The sequence below is a fragment of the Ensifer sp. 2TAB8 genome, from assembly GCF_052115125.1.
Classification (GTDB): Bacteria; Pseudomonadota; Alphaproteobacteria; order Rhizobiales; family Rhizobiaceae; genus Ensifer.
The window spans coordinates 180,893-200,338 of the sequence record NZ_JBFRGB010000011.1 but is presented as its reverse complement, the minus strand read 5'-3'; the positions used below and the strand labels follow the sequence as shown (position 1 = coordinate 200,338).

The following is a 19,446-nucleotide window of genomic DNA, read 5'->3' as shown; positions in this document are numbered from 1 at the left end:
CCAAGCCGCTCTACCGATCTCCTGGCGGTTCTCGCGAGCGTGAAATCGCGCGGCCTCTTTTTGTCTGAGACAACGTTTTTTAGCGACCTCTGTGATGAGGCTTGACGTGGCAGTTTTCGCCAAGGTACACGTTTACCTGCGCTTAGGTACACGTTTAACTAACGCGAAATCGACGGAATTCCGATTGACAGCGGAACGTCATGTCGTCATTTGTATAGACATTAAAGATCAATTGGCCGGCGCCGCGTGTTCCGGCACCCAGGGAGGGGAATGACAATGCGGAAACTATTTATGGCGACGGTTGCTTTGGCGGCGATGAGTGCCGGTGCGGCAGCGGCCGACTTCAATCCGGCGATCGTCTATGGAACGAGCGGCAAGTTTGACAAGTCGTTCAACGAGATGGCCTATACTGGCGCGGAGAAGTTCAAGGCGGATACCGGATCCGGCTATCGCGATTTCGAGGCGCAGGCTGACTCGCAGGCCGAGCAGGGCATCCGCAACTTCGCAAGCCGCGGATTTAGCCCCGTCATCGTCACCAATTTCGGCTACAAGGATCAGCTGGCCAAGGTTGCCAAGGAATTTCCCGCCATCGACTTCGTGATGCTCGATGACGTGGTCGATCTTCCCAACGTACGGTCTGTCACCTTCAAGGAAGAGCAAGGCTCCTACGTGGTTGGTCTGATCGCCGCGCTCACCTCGAAGAGCAAGGCCGTCGGCTTCATCGGCGGCATGGATATCCCGATCATCCGCAAGTTCGGCTGCGGTTATGCGCAGGGCGCGGCAGCTGGCGGTGCTACGAACATCATCCGCAACATGACGGGCACGACGAATTCCGCATTCAACGATCCGGTCAAGGGCGGTGAGATTGCCGCATCCCAGATGGGGCAGGGAGCGGACGTGATCTTCGCCGCAGCCGGCGGCACGGGCATCGGCGTTCTGCAGAAAGTCGCCGATACCGGGAAGTTCGCGATCGGCGTCGATTCCAACCAGAACTACATGCATCCGGGCGTGATGCTGACTTCCATGGTCAAGCGCGTCGACGTCGCCGTCTACAATGCGCTCAAGGATGCCAAGGAAGGCCATTTCACCGGCGGCGTCCAGTCGCTGGGCCTGGCCGAAAACGGCGTCGACTGGGCGCTCGATGAGAACAATCGCAAACTGATCAGCCCGGAGGTCGAGGCGGCCGCCGCGAAGGCGAAGGAAGACATCGCCGCAGGCACCCTCAAGGTCCACGACTACATGTCCGACGACAAGTGCCCTCTCTAAGTGACGGTGGGGCGAGTGCGTGAGCGCTCGCCCAGTCCAAGCCTTGCCTGGAGGAGGCTCATGAAAGCGGAAAACAGCTCCCCGAAAAACGTGCTGGAGCTTGCCGGCATCAACAAGAGCTTTGGCTCGGTGGTTGCGAACAAGGACGTGAATCTCGCGGTCAAGGCCGGCAGCATTCACGGCATCGTGGGCGAGAACGGTGCCGGAAAGTCGACCCTGATGTCCATTCTCTATGGTTTCTATCAGGCCGATTCCGGCGCGATACGCATCGACGGCAAAGAGGTTGGGATCGCAGACAGCCGGGCGGCGATCGCCCACGGCATCGGCATGGTCCACCAGCATTTCAAGCTGGTCGAGAACTTCACTGTCCTGGAGAACATCATTCTCGGTGCAGAAGACGGCGCGTTCTTGCCCTCCAGCAGGCGCAAGGCGCGTCTCGAACTGCAGMGCCTTGCCAGGGAATACGAGCTGCAGGTCGATCTGGAAGCGATCACGGAAGACCTGCCGGTCGGCGTCCAGCAGCGCGTGGAAATTCTCAAGGCGCTTTATCGCCAAGCGCGGATCCTCATCCTCGACGAGCCGACGGGCGTTCTGACGCCGAGCGAGGCCGACCACCTGTTCCGCATTCTCCGTCGCCTTCGCGACGAAGGAAAGAGCGTCATCCTCATCACGCACAAGCTGCGCGAAATCATGGATGCGACGGATACGGTGTCGGTCATGCGGCGCGGAGAGCTGATCGCCACCGCCCCGACGTCGTCTATGACGAAGGAGAGCCTTGCCGAGCTCATGGTCGGCCGACGGGTGCTTCTGCGCGTCGACAAGTCGCCAGCGACGCCAGGGGAGGTCGTCTTCGACGTGAGGAGCTTGAACGTCCGCGACCAGCGCGGCGTGCGCATGGTCAGGGACGTTTCCCTTTCGGTTCGCGCGGGGGAAATCGTCGGGATCGCCGGCGTGGCCGGCAACGGCCAGACAGAGCTTCTCGAAGCGCTGGCGGGAAACTGCGTGCCGGAATCGGGCACGGTTCTCCTCAACGGTGCGGAGATTGCGTCAGACCCATTCAAACGCCGGGCGGCAGGGGTTGCCCATGTGCCCGAGGACAGGCACGCAATCGGCCTTATCCTGTCGTTCCCGCTGCGCGAAAACGCGAGCCTCGGCTATCACCGGCGTCCGGAATTCGGAACGAGCCCGATGCTGAAGCGGTCGCAGCTCCAGCAAAATGCGCAGGATTACATTTCCGACTACGACATCCGCCCGCCCAATCCCGATCTTCGCACATCGCTTTTTTCGGGCGGGAACCAGCAGAAGATCGTGCTGGCGCGCGAGATCGAGCACGACCCCGCAATGCTGCTGGTCGGCCAGCCGACGCGTGGGGTCGATATCGGCGCCATCGAATTCATCCATCGAAGGCTGATCGAACTGCGCGACGAGAACAAGGCGATCCTTCTCGTGTCGGTGGAGCTTGACGAGATCAGGGCGCTCTCCGACCGCATTCTCGTCATGTTCGATGGCGCGATCGTCGGGGAGGCAAGTCCGGACGCCTCGGAGCGCGAACTGGGCCTGCTCATGGCTGGCATTACGCAAGAAGATCAAGGGAGAGGCTAAGTGGCCAGCTTTCTCAATGTAAGGCGGATCGTCGATTTCGCGGTCCTGCCACTCATGAATGTCGCCGTTGCGCTCCTGATTTCAGGACTTGTGGTGCTCTTCGTCGGTCAGAACCCGTTGGAAGCGGTGGGCTATCTGATCAGCGGATCGCTGGGATCGGGTGAGGGGATCGGCTTCACGCTCTACTTCGCCACCAGCTTCCTGTTCACGGGGCTTGCGGTTGCGGTGGCGTCCCATGCCGGCCTCTTCACGATCGGAGCCGAGGGACAGGCCTATCTCGGTGGTCTCGGTATCGCGCTCGTCTGCCTGTCGCTTGACCGCATCGTCCCATGGTACGTGACGCTCGTTCCGGCGGCGGCGGCGGGAATGCTGTTTGGCGCGACATGGGCCTTCATCCCGGCCTATCTCCAGGCCAAGCGCGGCAGCCACCTCGTCATCACGACGATCATGTTCAATTTCATCGCTTCGTCGATCATGATCTACGTGCTGGTCAATCTGATCAAGGAACCGGGCAGCATGGCGCCGCAGACGCGCCTCTTCGACAGCGGCGGTCTCGTGCCGAAGCTCGGGGAAATCCTGCCGGTCAACATCGGCACCGCACCGCTCAATGTCAGCCTGTTCATTGCCATCGCGGCCGCGGTCTTCGTCTGGGTCCTGATCTGGAAGACGAAGCTCGGTTTCGAAATCAGGGCGACGGGTGCCAATCCGGCCGCGGCCCGGAACGCCGGCATCAGTTACGTCAAGATCACCATCGTCTGCATGCTGATATCGGGCGCCCTCGCGGGGCTTGCTGGCATCAACATCCTGATGGGCGACCTGGGCAAGCTGCAGCTTGATTTCCCGGCCGGCATCGGCCTGGTCGGGGTTGCCGTCGCCCTCATGGGGCGCGGCCATCCGGTCGGGATCGCCATCGCGTCGGTCCTCTTCGGGGTCCTCTATCAGGGCGGTGCGGAAATCTCCTTCTGGATGCCGAACGTCACGAGGGAGCTGATCATGCTCATCCAGGGACTGGTCATTCTCTTTGCCGGCGCGCTGAGCCTGATGTTCCGGAAGTCGGTCTATTCGCTGGCCGATCTCCTGCGCTTCTCGAAACCGGAGGCCTGAGCAATGCAAGAGTTCATGTCCACGACCATTCTTCTGCTCAGTTCGACGCTCCGCCTGTCGGTACCGTTGATCCTGTGCGGACTGGCAGGCCTCTACTCCGAACGTTCTGGGGTGTGGGACATCGGCCTTGAAGGCAAGATGCTGTTTGCCGCCTTTGCTGCTGCTGCCGCCGCCTATCAGTTCGATTCAGCCTGGGTCGGGTTGTTCTTCGCGATCCTCGTTGCCGTTCTCCTGAGCCTCATTCACGGCTTTGCCTCCGTGACGCACCAGGGAAACCAGATCATCTCCGGGGTGGCGATCAACTTCATTTCATCGGGCCTGACGGTTCTCCTGGCGGTCGGCTGGTTCGCGCTCGGCGGCAGGACTCCACAGCTTCAGCCCGAGGCGCGCTTCCCGACGGTGGTGCTTCCCTTCGCCGAGGAGATGCGCTCGGTTCCTGTCATCGGTCCGATCTATGCCGACCTGATTTCCGGCTACAATATCCTCGTCTATGTCGCCTTCGCGGCAGTGCCGGTCACATGGTGGGTGTTCCACCAGACGCGGTTCGGCCTGCGCCTGCGCGCCGTGGGTGAAAATCCCGCTGCGGTTGATACCGCCGGCATATCCGTGGATTGGCTTCGTTATCGGGCGTTGCTCTGTGGCGCGATCCTGTGCGGCATTGCCGGGGCCTATCTGTCCATCGCCCAGTCGGCAGGCTTCGTCCGGGAAATGTCCGCGGGCAAGGGCTACATGGCGCTGGCGGCGCTGATCTTCGCCAAATGGCGCCCGGTGCCCGTCCTGTTTGCCTGCCTTCTTTTCGGCTTCCTGGAAGCCCTTTCGATTCGCTTTCAGGCGTTCGATTTCGGACTGGGGTCGGCGCTCTCGACGCAGATCGTACAGTCTCTCCCCTATGTCCTCACAGTGGTTCTGCTGGCCGGCTTCATGGGCCGCGCCATCCCCCCCAAAGCGGGCGGCATACCTTACACGAAAGAGCGTTGAATGACTGAACGTATTATCATTGATTGCGATCCTGGCGTTGACGATGCCGCAGCTATCATGCTCGCTTTCGGGTCGAGCGAAGTCGAGATACTCGGCATCACTGCGGTCGCCGGCAATATCCCCCTGGAGAAGACGGAGGCCAATGCCCGGCTGATCTGCGAGTTGGCCAGCCGGACGGATATCCGCGTTTTCCAGGGCTGCGGCCGGCCGCTGCTCTATCCCGACCGCGCTGGCGTCACCGTGCACGGCAATGACGGGTTGGGGGACATCGGCCTGCCAAAGCCCACGTCAGCGCCGGCGGACCGCAGCGCCGTCCAGTTCATCATCGATCAGGTGCGGTCCGCGCCTGGCGAGGTGACGCTTGCGGTGCTCGGCCCCATGACCAACATCGCTGTGGCTCTTTCGATCGATCCGGGCATTGCGCCGCTGATCAGGCGCATTGTCTTCATGGGCGGCGCGGCCTTCTGCCCGGGCAACATAAAGGAACGGGCGGAATTCAACTTCTACTTTGACCCGCACGCTGCGCAGGCGGTTGTCGCGTCCGGCATTCCCATGGTGATGTTCGGTCTCGACGTCACCCACAAGGCGATTATCACGAAGGAACGGACGGAACGGCTGAAGCGTTTGGGGAAGATCAGCGGCACAATCGCCGACATGCTGAACGCCTACGGCGCGGGCGATCCTTGCCTGCACGATCCCTGCGTTATCGCCTACCTTATAGAGCCTGAGATCTTCTCTGGCGTCGAAGGTTTCGTCGAGGTGGACTGCAGCTCTCCCCTGGCAATCGGACAGAGTGTCGTCAGCGTCACCAAGCGGGAACTCGCCGGTCGCGCACCGAACTGCCTGGTCATGACGGAGGTTGATCACGACCGGCTGTTTGCCCTCCTCGAAGAGCGTTATGCACGGGTGGAACTGCAAGCTGCCTAGCTTTGCACGGGCGATGATGAGTTCGCTTGTGGTCGCCCGGCTTCGGCAATACCCGCCATGGGTCGCCGGTGGCGTCGATCTCAAGGTCGACCGCTGGCCGCCAAAGAACGATATCGCCCGGTCGCCGACGCGGCCGGGCAGGAGCGCGCTCCAAGGTGCTGCGTTCCTCACAGGGCTCAGCTGCACACAGCAAGCCTTCTCAAGCGCAAATGCACCGCACACGTACGATCGGGCGCGCCGCGCTCTGGCACCCGTTGTCGGCGCACCTCCCTGGCTTCGCGTTCAGACGGCGGCCTCTTCTTGCCGGACTGAAGCCGGTTCCAATCGCGCCGACGTGCCGTAAAGCATTGCGATGTCTTCGCGCAGGAAGGGGGCGCGGTCCCGATCGCCTTGCTCCTGATAGGTTCGGGCATATTGGTGGCCCGAATAGACGGCGGCAGCGATCAGGCCGGGCGCCAGACTGTCGCCCAGGCGGGTAACGGTCTTGATGCCGGCATCAGCCCATTCCGCTTCCCGCGCCTTGAGATCAAGCCAGAGTATTTCATCGGGTAGCCGCGCCGAGACCGGGACGAGTGTGCCGCAGGCGATTTGCCGCGTCTTTCCGCTGTAGACGCATGAGAGTTCGAGCCGGTCCTTCGTGCGGCCCGCAAGCGCCATCGCGGGGATGATCTCGACGCCGAGCTCGATGAGCCGCCTTTGTACCCGCCCCTGTTCCAGCGTGTTCTTGCTCCACGGTGAAACCTGGGACTCAGGCGTCACGAAGGTCACGGCCCTGCCGGTCCTGGCCAGCAACTCGGCGAGCACGCTGCCGATATAGAAACAATCGTCATCGAAGACGACGACCGGTCCGTCAACGGAAACGGCCGCGGCGCCGTTGGCAAGAAGGGCGTCGGGCGAAACAAGGGCGCCCTCGGAGAGGAAGTCGAGGGGCTGTCGGTGCGTGCGGCCGACGCCGTCGCATCGCCAGCGCGCGCCGGTGGCGATGGCGACATGAGAAATGCCGTATTGCAGAACGTCGTCGGCGCTCAGCGGGCTGTGCAGATAGAGTTGGACATTCACCTGCGTGCTCAGCTGGCCGACGCGCCAATCGCGCACCCGGCCCCAGGTCGCAAGCCCGGGCAATCGGCATTCGCGCGCGACCCGACCGCCCCATTCACCACCGGCTTCCGCGAGCACGACGTCGACGCCGCGCTGGGCAAGAGCACGCGCTGCTTCCAGGCCCGCCGGGCCGCCGCCGATGATGAGTGCCGGCTCGAGCGCCGGCGACGACGCAATAATTTCCGGGTGCCAGCCCTTGCGCCACTCCTCGCCGATGGTCGGGTTCTGCGTGCAGCGCATCGGCACGTTGGTATTGTCGCCGGACGTGCAAATGTTGCAGCCGATACATTCGCGGATGTCGTCGACGCGACCTTCCTCGATTTTCTTCGGCAGGTACGGATCGGCGATCGAAGGCCGGGCGGCACCGATGAAGTCGAGAATACCCTGGCGGATTGCCCGCACCATGCTGTCCGGCGAGGTATAGCGCCCGACGCCGACCACGGGCTTTGTCGTGACGGATTTGACGAAGCGGATATAGGGCTCCTGATAGCCTTCCTCGGAGAAGCGGGCCGTCTGGCTGTCGTTGGACCAGTCGGAAAGGTTGACGTCCCAGAGGTCGGGCAATTCGGCGAGGGCCGAGATGATGTCCTTGCCTTCTCCTTCGCTGGTAATGCCGGAAGGCCCCATCAACTCGTCGACTGCGAGGCGCACGGCAAGCGCGCAGGTATCGCCGATCGCCTCGCGGGTGTCCTCCATGATTTCCCGGAAAAGCCGCAGTCGATTTTCGAAGGAGCCGCCATACTCGTCGCTGCGGTCATTGTGGCGGCGTGACAGGAAGTGCTGCAGCACGCTCATGTCGTGGCCGGCATAGACATAGATAATGTCGAAACCGGCTTTCTTGGCGCGCAAGGCGGCGTTGCGATACCAGCGGCGCATGTCGGCGATATCCGTCTTGTCCATGGCACGCGCCTGGACAGGGTCGAGGCTGTCGCTGATGGCGTGCGATGGGGCAAGCGGGATCATCCGGCTGAAGCGGTTGGCGACATGCAGGCCATTATGCACGAGCTGGATGGCCGCCAGGCTCCCGTGGTGATGGATGCGCTCGGTGACGGCGGAGAGTGCGGGCAGATCGCCCTCGTCCCAAAGGCGCGCTTCGTTGGCCGGTGTCAGGTCCGAGGTCGGATGGATTTCCGCCTCCTGGGTCGAGACCACCGCCCAGCCACCCTCCGCCTTCATGCCGCGCAGATGGGCCTCTGCGTTCGGATAGCGGTAGCCCATGCCGGAACAGTGCGGCACCTGGTAAAAGCGGTTGCGCGCCGTTACAGGGCCGATCTTGACGGGTTCGAAGAGAATGTCGAAGCGAGGGTCTCGGGACATCGTCACTACCATGAATAGAATTCTGTTTGAGGCGGCACGGGCCGCCCGGGCTTGATGCGCCCAGCATAGCCGGGCGCGTTCGCCTCGCAAGGCCATTGCTATACAATTGTATAAATTGCTGCATGGCAAATTGTTTTGATGTCATTTTGCTTCGTCATGATCCCGCACGATACCCCAGGGTCCGCCGCGCCATGACTGGGCTGAGGCCCAGTCCTCTCCGATCTCGATATAATCTGGAAGTGAGGTGCGGATGGGCGATGACGGAAACAGGATGCAGGTTGGGGCGCCAGAAGCAGGTCGTCCGCATCCACGCGTTTGTGTTTGGCTCCAGGCTCCGATTTTGATTGTAGATCCTTATCCTCACACACTATGGTTTTCCGATATCGGTGTGGAACCACAAGGGTGACCTGAATTGACGACCAGTGGTACTCGCGTCTGCGTCGCAATACTTGCCGTGGCTGCCTTTCTCCTTCCCAAAACGGTATCGGCTTCAACGGCAGAGGCGGAGATCGTCGCCAAGCTTGAATCTTGCGCTGCCCGGCTGGAAGCAGCCAGCAGCTACGAGAGCTATGTCGTTGGATTTGCCCACGCACAGGAAGTTGTGAGTGGTGCGCTCGAATTCATGCGCAACAGGGGTGGCCCGACGGAACCTGTGGGGGATGATCCCCAGGCGGCGAAGCGCGACTTTGCGGCAGATCTCTTGGACAATCCGATGCAGGCTCGGTCCCGAGTGTCGGCGCTTGTCGAAGAGTGCTTAGTGCAAACGAGCGCGGCCGAGACGATATTCAATGGAATTGAGACAAGCCGCGCCAACGAACTTGAGGCCGCAGCGAACGCGCAGCGAGAGGCGGTTGCCCGTGCTGAAAGCGAAGCCGCTAGGGCAGAGCAGGCAGAGCGGCGAGCGGTGGCGGCAGAAGCTGCGGCAGAGCGGGCAAAGGCAGAGATTGCAATTCTCAAGGAGCAGCAACGGGAGCAGGCGGAGGCAAGGGCTTCCGCAGACGAAGGGAGCGGCACGAACGGACCGACGGAAAACTCTGTTTCACTAAACGTGCGGCAAAACGTTCAGCGCGCGCTTCAGGCCAATGGCTACACCATTTTCGAAAGTGCCGAAGAGATGAACTGCATGTGGACCGGTTCGGCGCACCTGTGTAATCGGCCCATTGGAGGAATGATGATCAGTATCATGTCGACGCCATATCGTGTCCACATTCTGAATGCAGGCAGCACGATCGATTGCTTGAGGCTTCGCAAAGGTGAACTGGTCGCGCAAGGTAAGGGGGACGACTGCCGATAGTGGCGTTCGCTGGTCCTTCGCCTCCCACAGGGTTACGCCATCCGCTCTGGAGCCAAAGAGGCGTACCATTTGGCACGCATGATCGACGCGGTTGCCAAAAAACCGTAATTGCTTCACCTAGATTGGCATCGACACTCGGCAATAGGAAATGGATCAAAGCTGAATGCGCATATCATACGTCTTCCTTGGTGCATTTCTTGCAATCGTGCAGTCCGCATATGCTGAAGTCGCTCCACCGCCAGTCCTGGAACCGCTGAAGCAGCAGGCACAAGCTGCGCAGTTGAGTGCACAGTTTCTGACGCGCTTCAGCTATAAGCCGGTCGCGCTCGACGATGCCTTGTCGGCCAAGATCATGGATCGGTTCATCAAGTCGCTGGATCCGGATCGTGTGCTCTTCCTGCAGGCCGATATCGACAAGTTCATGTCCGAACGCAGCGAGATCGACGACGCCATCCGGCAGAAGGATTTGACGATCCCGTTTGAGATTTTCAACGTCTACGGGACACGCGTTGTCGACCGCATGAGCTACGCGCGCGACTTGCTCAAGCAGGACTTCGAATTCCGCACGCAGGAAAGCTATTCTGTGCTGCGTGAGAACGCACCGTGGCCGCAATCCGAAGCCGAAAGCAATGACCTCTGGCGCAAACGCGTAAAGAGCGACTGGCTGCGGTTGAAGCTGGGCGGCAAGACCGACGCGGCCATTCGCGAAACGCTCGCCAAGCGCTACACGAACGCGCTCGATCGCGCCTACAAATACAAGAGCGATGACGTTTTCCAGTCGTTCATGAATGCCTACACCACGTCTGTCGATCCGCACACGGACTACTTCGGCGCGGCTGCTTCGGCAGATTTCAACATCGCCATGAAGCTTTCGCTGGTCGGGATCGGTGCTGTGCTGCAGGAACGCGACGACTACACGACGATCCGTGAACTCGTACCCGGCGGGCCGGCGCAGCTGTCGGGCAAGCTCTCGGTCGGAGACCGCATTACAGGTGTTGGTCAGGGCAAGGATGGAGCGATCAAGGAAGTGGTCGGCACGCGGCTCGATGAAGTCGTGCAGCTGATACGCGGGAAAAAGGGCTCTGTCGTGCGCCTGGACATTTTGCCCGCAGATGCCGGAGCAGATGCCACCCACCGCGTCGTCACCCTGGTGCGAGACAAAATCAGCCTTGAAAAGCAGGCCGCCCAGAAGACTGTTCTCAACGTGAAAGTGGGCGGCGCCACGCGCAAGATCGGTGTGATTACGCTGCCGGCCTTCTACGAGGATTTTGAAGCCCGGCGCAAAGGCGACAAGGATTTTAGAAGCGCGAGCCGCGATGTCCGCAAGCTTCTCGACGAGCTCAAGCGGGAAAAAGTCGAAAGCGTTCTCATCGATGTGCGCAACAACGGCGGCGGTTCACTGGACGAGGCGATTGATTTGACCGGCCTGTTCATCGGCAAAGGTCCTGTCGTCCAGCAGCGCGATAGCGACGGTAAGGTCGAAGTCAGAAGCGCTGATTTTCCAGCGCCTGTCTGGAAGGGTCCGGTGGGTGTGCTGATCAATCGCGGCTCGGCGTCGGCTTCGGAAATCTTTGCAGCGGCAATCCAGGATTACGGCCGAGGCGTGATCATCGGCGAACCCAGCTTCGGCAAGGGCACCGTACAAACCGTCGTCAATCTCGACGAGGTGGTTCGCAACAGCAAACCTGAATTCGGTGAACTGAAAGTGACCATTGCCCAGTTTTTCCGGGTCGATGGCGGTACGACGCAGCTGCGTGGCGTGACGCCCGATATCAGCCTGCCGGGACTTTCTGACCCGACAAGCTTTGGTGAGACCAGCTTTGACAATGCCCTGCCTTGGGCGCAGATCAAGCCCGCGAAGTATGCCCACGCCGACGCCGTTTCGACGTTGCTGCCGAAACTGCAAAGCCGCCATGACGCGCGGGTTGAGAGCGATCCCGACTTCCAACGCCTGCTGAAAGACATTGCGGAGGTGAAGGCACAGCGCGAGAAAGGGGAGGTCTCGCTCAATGAAGCCGAACGTCGCAAGGAATTGACCGCCCGAGAAAATCGACGGAAGGCTCGTGCACAGGCGGGTGATGGAGACGATGCTGACAGTGATGACGGTCTCAATGCAAACGAGCGTAGCCTGAGTGCGGACATTGCCATCGAGAACGCCCGCAAGAACGCAAAAGACGTCTTGCTGAACGAGGCCGCCGCCATTCTTGCCGATGAGGCGGTTTGCAGGAAGGCGTGCTAGAGGCGGCTGCAAAATAGCGGTCAAAACAGCTTCGTCTGGCGTTTCGTCGCGGGCCGCGATTAGTACGGTGAGCGGCTCCTGCCTTCCGACAAAGGTCAGACCCGCGACGGAAGGCGGTGCAGCAATGCCATTGCATCATACCTTCATGCCGCTCGCCAAGACTCCTTCGGTATCGCGCATCCACGGAAACGAAGGCCCGGTATTGAGGCCTGGAGGGACAGCCAGAAATGACGTTCAGCACGCAATCCAGGGGCGTCTACGCCATCGCAACTACTCCGTTCCTTGAGGACGGTTCGATCGACTTCAACTCCATCGACAAGCTGACGGACTTTTATGAGGAGAGCGGCTGCACCGGCGTCACGATCCTCGGGATCATGGGCGAGGCTCCGAAGCTCGAACCGGAGGAAAGCCGGGCCATCGTCAAGCGGGTGGTCTCCCGGTCCAAGATTCCGGTGATCGTCGGGGTCTCCGCTCCGGGTTTTGCCAGCATGCGCTCGCTGGCGCGTGACTCGATGGAGATGGGTGCTGCCGGCGTGATGATCGCTCCGCCACCGGCGCTACGCACGGATGATCAGATCGTCAACTATTTTGCAGGCGCTGTGGAAGCGGTCGGCGACGATGTGCCGTGGGTGCTGCAGGACTATCCGCTGACCCTCACGGTCGTCATGACACCCGGTGTCATCGCCAGGATCGTCACCGACCATCCGTCCTGCCTGATGCTGAAACACGAGGACTGGCCCGGCCTTGAAAAGATATCGAAGTTGCGCGCCATGCAGAAGGCGGGAGAACTTCGTGAATTCTCCATTCTCTGCGGCAACGGCGGCCTGTTCCTCGATTTTGAGCCCGAACGAGGTGCCGACGGAGCCATGACCGGCTATGGCTTTCCGGACATGCTCACCGAACTGATGGGGCTGTTTGCAGCCGGGAAGAGGGATGAAGCGCACGATCTCTTTGACGCGCACCTGCCTTTGATCCGTTACGAGCAACAGCTTGGGATCGGCCTTGCCATTCGCAAGCACGTTTTGAAGCGTCGTGGCGTGATCGCCACCGACGTGCAACGCAAGCCAGCCCAGATGCTCACTCCGGCAGCGCGGGCAGAAGTGGATTACCTCCTTGCCCGTGTCGCGAGACGCGACAAGCGCGCTGCCCTTTAGTCAGCTCCAGTTCCCGGCCCGTCCGTCGCCGATCAAAAGTCGCGGACGGGTGCGGATGTGCATCCGTCTGATCCGCGCCCATGCTTCGTCAGTCTGAGGCCGATTGGTTTTGGCGATTATCGAATACACCGTTTGCAGAACGAGGTTTGACGATGCAGGGCCAGGAAAATCCCCTCGAAAAGCTCTTGCGTATCGGCATGATCGTTGCTGCTGCGATCCCTCTACGCAAAAAGGCAACGTCCTGCGGCCGCTAGCGGCTAGGTTGCTCACGGATGCTTGGTCGCCGACCTCGCGCGGTCGTGGCGCGACATCTCAGGTAAATTCGACGGTGGCCTGAGCTTCGTTGACCACCCAATCGATGAACACCTTGGCAAGCGGAGAGTGATCCCGGTTTTTCTGTGTGATGACGTAGTAGCCCTTGGCCGCGGATTTGATGAAGCCTTTGAGCGGGCGGACGAGCGCGCCTTGGGCAAGCTCTTCGGCGGCAGTGATGTTGTCGCCCATTGCAATGCCCAGCCCATAGCGCGCTGCAGCAAGATTCTGGTTGAAATCCTCGAAGCTCAAGCGTCGCACTGTAGGCGGTATCTCCTGGCCGTGATGCTTGAACCAGTCGTTCCAGTGCGTTAAGCCGACGCCATCGAGAAGGACGTGCCGTGTCAGGTCCTTGGTACGCTTGATGTCGCCGTCACGATTGAGAAGGATCGGGCTGCAGACTGGAAAGAACTCCATCTGCTTCAGTCGCGTCGTTTCTCCTTTGGCGACGCTCGGGTCGCCGAACATGATGGCGAGATCCGCTTGGCCGTCTGGAAAAGGTTCGCCCCATTCCGGCATCGAAAGGATCTGCAGTTCGACGCGTTCGTAGCGCTCGTAGAACTTGCCGAGCCGCGGCACGAGCCAGCGGGTTGCAAAGGCCGGCATGCAGCGCACTGCGAGCCGACCCGCGATCGGGTTCCGCTGCAGTCCGAGCACCGCATCGTTGAGCGCTTCAAAAGACTGGGTGAGCTTGGAGAAGAGTTCCTGTCCCTGTGGCGTCAGAACGAAGCTGTCGCGTGATTTCGTCGCCAGCGCGAAGCCGAAATGGTCCTCCAGCTGCCGGAACTGCTTGCTGACCGCGCCGGGCGTCACATGCAATTCGTTTGCTGCCTTCGTCAGGCTCCTGTTGCGGGCGCTCGCCTCGAAGGCGCGCAGGGCATTGAGCGGCGGCAATCTCGTCACCTGGTTCTCCCGTTCCGGATTCTTAATTGAGAAAACCTCAAGTATGGGCGGAAATCAATTCGTTATGAGGGAGGAAAACGATACGTTAGCATCTTCTTTATCGAAACAAGGCCGGGCCGATTGTCGCCACCGGCTCGCATAAAGGGGACCACACGTGAACGCCGCACCGCCGAAGAAAAAGGATCTCTATTCCGCGACGATCAAGTATTTCGGCTCCGTTCCCGAGCCGGCCTTCGAGGCACCGGAGCGGCTTGCCCGCCTTTGGGGCCGCAACTGGGGATGCGACAACGATGTCGGAACGCTGCGCAGCGTCTTGATGCACCGTCCCGGCGACGAATTCTCCGTCATCGACCGCGCCAAGCGCATTGAAGAGATCGGCACCTACGGCGACCTCGAAGCGGGTTGGTACTGGCAGAGCGACAGCATCCCGTCGCTTGAGGAACTGCAGGCCCAGCATGACGGTCTTGCGGATCTGCTACGCGCGGAAGGGGTCGAGGTGATCTATGTCGAGGGCGTCGATCGTGGCCGCTTCAAGTCTGTCTATACCCGCGACTCCTGCATTGCCGTCAAGGGCGGGGCGATCGTCCCGCGGTTGGCGCCCCGCATGCGCCATGGCGAGGAGCTTCCCGTCACGCGGACGCTGGCAAAGCTCGGCATGCCGGTGCTTCGTACCCTGCATGGAACTGCCATGGCCGAGGGCGGCAGCTTTGCCTGGCTCAACAGCCGTACCGCCGCGATCGGTCGCGGTATCCGCATCAACGACGAAGGGATCACGCAGATCGCGGAGGTTCTGCGCCATCAGGGCGTCGAGCTTCTGGTCGTCGACCTCTGCGGCTACGACATTCATATCGACGGCCATTTCCTGATGATCGACGTCGATCTTGCGCTGATCTGGCCGCGTGGCCTCTCCTTCGTCTTCCTGGAAAAGCTGCGCCAGCTCGGCATTCGTACGATCGAAATGAACGAGGACGACAATCCGTGGATCGTCAATGGCCTCGCGATCGCGCCCGGCCGGGTAATCATGCCGCGCGGGCTTTCGGACAGGACGCGCGAGGCGCTCGAGCGCAACAACGTCACCGTGCTCGAGATCGACTACGACAAGGTGCAACTCAACGGTGGTGGCATCCACTGCTCGACGAGTCCACTGATCCGCGACAGCGTCGACTGAGCGGAGTTCAACCATGCCAGCCCACATTTCCATTCGCAAAGCCTGCAAGTCCTTCGGGGCGTTCGAGGCTCTGAGAAACGTCTCTCTCGACATCGAGAAGGGGGAGTTTCTTACCTTTCTCGGTCCTTCCGGTTCGGGCAAGTCGACGCTCCTGAACGCGATTGCCGGTTTCGAACCGCTTTCGTCGGGCGCGATCCTGAAAAACGGCGAGGACGTCGGCGACACACCGGCCGACAAACGCAATTTCGGCATGGTGTTCCAGGGGTATGCGCTGTTCCCACACCTGACCGTCGCCGAAAACATCGCCTTTTCGCTGCGCGTGCGGAAGGTGGCGCGGGCGGAAGCGGACGAGCGGGTAGCCCGCATGGTCGACCTCGTCGGCCTTAGGGGACATGAGCACAAACGCCCCTCGGCGCTGTCGGGCGGCCAACAGCAGCGCGTAGCACTTGCGCGCGCGCTGGTGTTCGAGCCGGAGCTTCTGCTTTTGGACGAGCCGCTGTCGGCGCTCGACAAGAACCTTCGCGAGCAGTTGCAGGATGAACTGGTCGCCATCCATCGCAAGACCGGCACGACCTTCCTGTTCGTCACCCATGACCAGATGGAAGCGATGGCCATGTCCGACCGGATCGCGATCTTTGATCGCGGCCGCATTGTCCAGCTCGACCGGCCGAACGTGCTTTACGACGAACCCAATACCCGTTTCGTCGCCGAATTTCTCGGTACGATGAACACGCTGCCGGTCTCTCGGCAACGGGCGGTCGCCGGCGAGCTTCATGCGCATGTCGGCGAGTTCGGCGTAAGGGCTATGCTGCCCGATGCCGAGCAGCTGCAGGGCAAGCCTGCCATTCTGGCCATCCGTCCGGAAAAACTGACCCTTTGCCGCGACAAGCCGCAGGCGGATCACAACCTGCTGCCGATGACTGTCGACGGGGTCATCTTCCAGGGTGGAACGACCATCGTCAAAGGCAGCGCTCCGGAGGGAACCGGACTGACCGTGACGACCGCCCGCGACGCGCTGGGCATGCCGCCAGCGCGCGGCGAACAGCTCTGGGTGCGCTGGGGCCACCTGGACTGCCGGGTGCTCGCCGGATGACGGCGCTTCAAATGCATGCGAACCAAACAACAACAAGGGGAAATGCAATGAACAACGATCTGAAGACGGAATGCCTTGAACTCCTGAGGGATGGTCATCTTGCAGGCCGCATTGACCGCCGAACGTTCCTCACGGGCCTCGTCCTGCTGGGCGCCGCACCTCATATTGGCAGCCGAGCGGCCCGTGCCGCAGAAGGCCAGCTTGTGGTCACCAATTGGGGCGGCGACGCGGTCGGTGCCTTCGAAGCGGCGCTGACCGGCAGCTACGCCGAGCAGCAGGGCATTGCGGTCAAAATCGACGGATCCGGACCGACCAAGGGCGCGATGAAGGCGCAGTTTGAAAGCGGCGCCGTCTCCTGGGATGTGTGCGACGCCGATCCGGGCGCAACGAAGTCGCTCGGGAAGGAGGGGATGATCGAGCCGATCGACTACAAGGTGGTCGATCGCGAAAAGGTGCAGGCAGGCTTTGCCTACGAATACAGCGTCGCCAACTATTTCCTGAGCTACGTCATCGCCTATGACGCCAAGCAGTTCGGCGACAATCCGCCGAAATCCTGGGCGGATTTCTGGAACGTTGAGAAATATCCCGGCAAGCGGTCGCTCTACAAGTGGATGTCGGGCTGCATGGAAGCCGCCCTTCTCGCCGACGGCGTGCCGATGGACCAGCTCTATCCGCTCGACGAAGAACGGGCGATCCGCAAGCTCAACGAGATCAAGCCGCATATCGTCAGCTTTTGGGATTCCGGTGCCGAGAGCCAGCAACTGATGCGCGACGGCGAGGCGTCGATGGCGCTGTTGTGGCACACCCGCGCCAATCTCGTGGAAAAGGATACTGGCGGCGCCGTCAGCTGGACCTATGCGCAAGGCATTCTCGCGCCGTCGGGCTGGGCGGTGATCAAGGGCAACCCGGCGGGATCCGCAAGGGCCATGGACTTCATCCGCTATTGCCAGGACCCGGCCCGGCAGGTCGACCTGCTGCGGACGCTCGGTTGCGGACCGACCAATCCGCTTGCCCACGACCTGGTGCCGGCGGAGCTGAAACGGCTGGATTGCAGCTCGGCCGAGAACATGTCGCAGCAGGTGCTGATGGACATGGACTGGTACGCCGCCCGCGGCGACCAGGCGCTCGAAAAATACCTGGCGATGACCGCGTCATGATGCAGGCGCGTTCGACCCCTGTCAGACGATTTGCCGGGACCGGATCTCTCGTCATGCTCTGGGCGTTGCCGGCGATCCTGGTCTTTGCCTATGTGCTTCCCTTTGCCGGCGTGACGCTCTGGAGCGTCACTCGGCCCGAGTTCGGCTTCGAAAACTATGTCCGCATCTTCACCGGTGCGGACTTCCAGGCGATATTCTTCAGAACTGCCTGGGTATGTCTGGTCAGCACAGCGATCACCATCCCGATCGCCTATCTGCTCGCCTATTACTGGGTGATGGGCAGCGCGGGCCGCAGCCGGCTGGTCGAGATCTGCATCTTCATCCCGTTCTGGATCTCGGTGCTGGTGCGCGCCTTCGGCTGGGTGGTGATCCTGCGCAACAACGGCCTTGCAAGCGACGTCGCCAACGCGTTCGGCTTCAGTGGGCTTCCTACCGGCCGGAACGTCTGGTCTGTGATCACAGGCATGGTGCATTTCATGGTGCCGTTTGCGGTGCTGCCGATGGCTTCGGTCATGCGCAAGATCGACAGGCGGGTGCTGCTTGCAGCATTGGGCCTCGGATGCCGGCCGCTGGGCGTCTTCTGGCGGATTTACCTGCCGATGTCGATGCCCGGCGTCTTCTCGGCGCTGGCGATGACCTTCATCTTCTCGCTCGGCTTCTTCGTCACCCCGATGATCCTCGGCGGTGGGCGCGTGGTGATGACGGCAGAGACGGTGTTCGTGCAGATGTTCCAGACGGCCAACTGGGGGCTCGGTGCCGCACTCGGCGTCGTGTTGCTCGCCGTCGTCTTTGCCATCCTCTGGCTGTCGCAGCGCGTCATGCGCATCGAACAACTCATGTCGCGGTAGGCACCCATGTTTGGCAAATCACGTCTTGGCGGCTTTCTTGCCGGTGTGGCCGGGCTCTTCCTGCTGCTGCCGCTCGTCGCCGTCATTCCCTTTTCCTTTACTCCCAAGCGCTTCCTGTCGATGCCCGACGGCGAGTATTCGCTCAGGCATTACCTGGCGATATTCGATCCCGATAGCTGGCTGGCGAGCATCGGCACGAGCACACTCGTCGCGCTTCTTTCGAGCCTCATCGCAACGGCGCTTGCAGCGTCGTTTGGCATCGGCATCTGGCTGCGCCGGCCGGCGAGCGGACGCTTCCTGATTGGTCTCGTTCTGCTGCCGATCATCGTTCCGCCGGTCACCTCGGCGGTTGCGCTCTACTTCCTGCTTGCGCGGCTCGGGTTGCTCGACACGATCCCGGGGCTGGTGCTCTCTCACGTGGTGATGATCGTGCCGTTCTCCGTCATCGCCATCCTCGGTGCGCTCAGCCGGCTGGACCGGAACCTCGAGCTTGCCGCCCGAAACCTCGGGGCAAGCCAGTTGCAGTCGATTTTCCGGGTGATCCTGCCGAACATCCGCTTCGGTCTCTTTGCTGCCTGGTTCGTCAGCCTCGTCATGTCCTGGGAGGAGAGTTCCGTCACCCTGTTTGTCAGCGGTGTCAACATCGTCACCCTACCGAAGCGCATATGGGACAATCTGAGGCTCGACCTCGACCCGGCCGTCGCCGCGATCTCGGTCATCATGATCGTGGCAACCACCTTGGTCATTCTTTTCCGAAAGTCGGAAGCATGAGGATCGCAGGCGGCCGCCGCTTGCCAATACGGTAGCGAAAGCAGTGGCTTGCGCGTCAAAGACATAATCTGGCTGCCCTCGGCGGCCCCTCCCAGCGAAGGCGGCCAACGGGCCGCCTTCGGCGTTTCGGAGCATCCGAAAACCGCTGCCGTCGGTGGTACCCCCTCTGGGGGACTAACGCCCCCTCCCGACCCCACGCATAGTCCTTTCATGCC

General features: G+C 61.4%; 14 protein-coding genes and 1 pseudogene. 13 read left to right on the top strand and 2 right to left on the bottom strand.

All coding sequences use genetic code 11. The features are described 5' to 3' along the window. The first annotated feature begins 276 nt into the window (after positions 1-276). Genes AB4Z53_RS19465 through AB4Z53_RS19445 form a run of 5 tightly spaced genes read left to right on the top strand, consistent with a single transcriptional unit; the run spans position 277 to position 5,877 of the window. A complete protein-coding gene (locus AB4Z53_RS19465; RefSeq protein WP_441597273.1) occupies positions 277-1,266 on the top strand; it encodes a BMP family lipoprotein in 990 nt (329 codons plus the stop codon). A 60-nt stretch (positions 1,267-1,326) separates the two neighbouring features. After that, positions 1,327-2,868 (top strand): ABC transporter ATP-binding protein, encoded by a 1,542-nt coding sequence (locus tag AB4Z53_RS19460; protein ID WP_441597271.1) that lies wholly within the window; start codon positions 1,327-1,329, stop codon positions 2,866-2,868. Positions 2,869-2,922: 54 nt separating this feature from the next. Further along, the gene (locus AB4Z53_RS19455; RefSeq protein WP_441597324.1) at positions 2,923-3,972 is read left to right on the top strand and encodes an ABC transporter permease; all 1,050 of its coding nucleotides are present in this window, start codon (positions 2,923-2,925) and stop codon (positions 3,970-3,972) included. A 3-nt stretch (positions 3,973-3,975) separates the two neighbouring features. Next, positions 3,976-4,950 (top strand): ABC transporter permease, encoded by a 975-nt coding sequence (locus AB4Z53_RS19450; RefSeq protein WP_441597269.1) that lies wholly within the window; start codon positions 3,976-3,978, stop codon positions 4,948-4,950. Further along, positions 4,951-5,877 (top strand): nucleoside hydrolase, encoded by a 927-nt coding sequence (locus tag AB4Z53_RS19445; protein ID WP_441597267.1) that lies wholly within the window; start codon positions 4,951-4,953, stop codon positions 5,875-5,877. Positions 5,878-6,159: 282 nt separating this feature from the next. Here AB4Z53_RS19445 and AB4Z53_RS19440 read toward each other — a convergent pair whose 3' ends face one another. After that, complete coding sequence (locus tag AB4Z53_RS19440) at positions 6,160-8,292, bottom strand: oxidoreductase (protein ID WP_441597265.1); 2,133 nt, start codon at positions 8,290-8,292, stop codon at positions 6,160-6,162. Between the two features lie 412 nt (positions 8,293-8,704). On the opposite strand from AB4Z53_RS19440, the gene AB4Z53_RS19435 reads away from it, so the two are divergent. From AB4Z53_RS19435 to AB4Z53_RS19425, 3 genes and pseudogenes are all read left to right on the top strand, one after another. After that, positions 8,705-9,586: a hypothetical protein gene (locus AB4Z53_RS19435; protein ID WP_441597263.1), complete on the top strand. Its 882-nt coding sequence runs from the start codon at positions 8,705-8,707 to the stop codon at positions 9,584-9,586. Between the two features lie 163 nt (positions 9,587-9,749). After that, positions 9,750-11,842 (top strand): annotated as a pseudogene (locus tag AB4Z53_RS19430) (carboxy terminal-processing peptidase). Positions 11,843-12,052: 210 nt separating this feature from the next. Continuing rightward, positions 12,053-12,979 (top strand): dihydrodipicolinate synthase family protein, encoded by a 927-nt coding sequence (locus tag AB4Z53_RS19425; RefSeq protein ID WP_441597262.1) that lies wholly within the window; start codon positions 12,053-12,055, stop codon positions 12,977-12,979. Positions 12,980-13,291: 312 nt separating this feature from the next. On the opposite strand, the gene AB4Z53_RS19420 is transcribed toward AB4Z53_RS19425, so the two are convergent. Beyond that, complete coding sequence (locus AB4Z53_RS19420; protein ID WP_441597260.1) at positions 13,292-14,194, bottom strand: LysR substrate-binding domain-containing protein; 903 nt, start codon at positions 14,192-14,194, stop codon at positions 13,292-13,294. 154 nt (positions 14,195-14,348) lie between these two features. Between AB4Z53_RS19420 and AB4Z53_RS19415 the strand changes: the two genes are divergently transcribed. From AB4Z53_RS19415 to AB4Z53_RS19395, 5 genes are read left to right on the top strand one after another with little or no spacing between them, the layout of a single operon-like run. Then, on the top strand, positions 14,349-15,362 hold the full coding sequence (locus AB4Z53_RS19415; protein ID WP_441597258.1) for a dimethylarginine dimethylaminohydrolase family protein: 1,014 nt from the start codon (positions 14,349-14,351) through the stop codon (positions 15,360-15,362). 13 nt (positions 15,363-15,375) lie between these two features. After that, complete coding sequence (locus AB4Z53_RS19410; protein ID WP_441597256.1) at positions 15,376-16,455, top strand: ABC transporter ATP-binding protein; 1,080 nt, start codon at positions 15,376-15,378, stop codon at positions 16,453-16,455. Positions 16,456-16,502: 47 nt separating this feature from the next. Continuing rightward, a complete protein-coding gene (locus AB4Z53_RS19405; protein ID WP_441597254.1) occupies positions 16,503-17,612 on the top strand; it encodes an ABC transporter substrate-binding protein in 1,110 nt (369 codons plus the stop codon). After that, on the top strand, positions 17,609-18,460 hold the full coding sequence (locus AB4Z53_RS19400) for an ABC transporter permease (RefSeq protein WP_441597252.1): 852 nt from the start codon (positions 17,609-17,611) through the stop codon (positions 18,458-18,460). The genes AB4Z53_RS19405 and AB4Z53_RS19400 overlap by 4 nt, the downstream gene beginning before the upstream one ends. A gap of 6 nt (positions 18,461-18,466) precedes the next feature. Next, positions 18,467-19,231 (top strand): ABC transporter permease, encoded by a 765-nt coding sequence (locus AB4Z53_RS19395; protein ID WP_441597250.1) that lies wholly within the window; start codon positions 18,467-18,469, stop codon positions 19,229-19,231. The last annotated feature ends 215 nt before the right edge of the window (positions 19,232-19,446 follow it).

Bases quoted from the DNA above. Each gene is read 5' to 3' on its own strand.
- AB4Z53_RS19465 (WP_441597273.1), top strand. From the start codon at position 277: ATGCGGAAACTATTTATGGCGACGGTTGCTTTGGCGGCGATGAGTGCC.
- AB4Z53_RS19455 (WP_441597324.1), top strand. From the start codon at position 2,923: ATGAATGTCGCCGTTGCGCTCCTGATTTCAGGACTTGTGGTGCTCTTC.
- AB4Z53_RS19450 (WP_441597269.1), top strand. From the start codon at position 3,976: ATGCAAGAGTTCATGTCCACGACCATTCTTCTGCTCAGTTCGACGCTC.
- AB4Z53_RS19445 (WP_441597267.1), top strand. From the start codon at position 4,951: ATGACTGAACGTATTATCATTGATTGCGATCCTGGCGTTGACGATGCC.
- AB4Z53_RS19440 (WP_441597265.1), bottom strand. From the start codon at position 8,292: ATGTCCCGAGACCCTCGCTTCGACATTCTCTTCGAACCCGTCAAGATC.
- AB4Z53_RS19425 (WP_441597262.1), top strand. From the start codon at position 12,053: ATGACGTTCAGCACGCAATCCAGGGGCGTCTACGCCATCGCAACTACT.
- AB4Z53_RS19410 (WP_441597256.1), top strand. From the start codon at position 15,376: ATGCCAGCCCACATTTCCATTCGCAAAGCCTGCAAGTCCTTCGGGGCG.
- AB4Z53_RS19405 (WP_441597254.1), top strand. From the start codon at position 16,503: ATGAACAACGATCTGAAGACGGAATGCCTTGAACTCCTGAGGGATGGT.
- AB4Z53_RS19400 (WP_441597252.1), top strand. From the start codon at position 17,609: ATGATGCAGGCGCGTTCGACCCCTGTCAGACGATTTGCCGGGACCGGA.
- AB4Z53_RS19395 (WP_441597250.1), top strand. From the start codon at position 18,467: ATGTTTGGCAAATCACGTCTTGGCGGCTTTCTTGCCGGTGTGGCCGGG.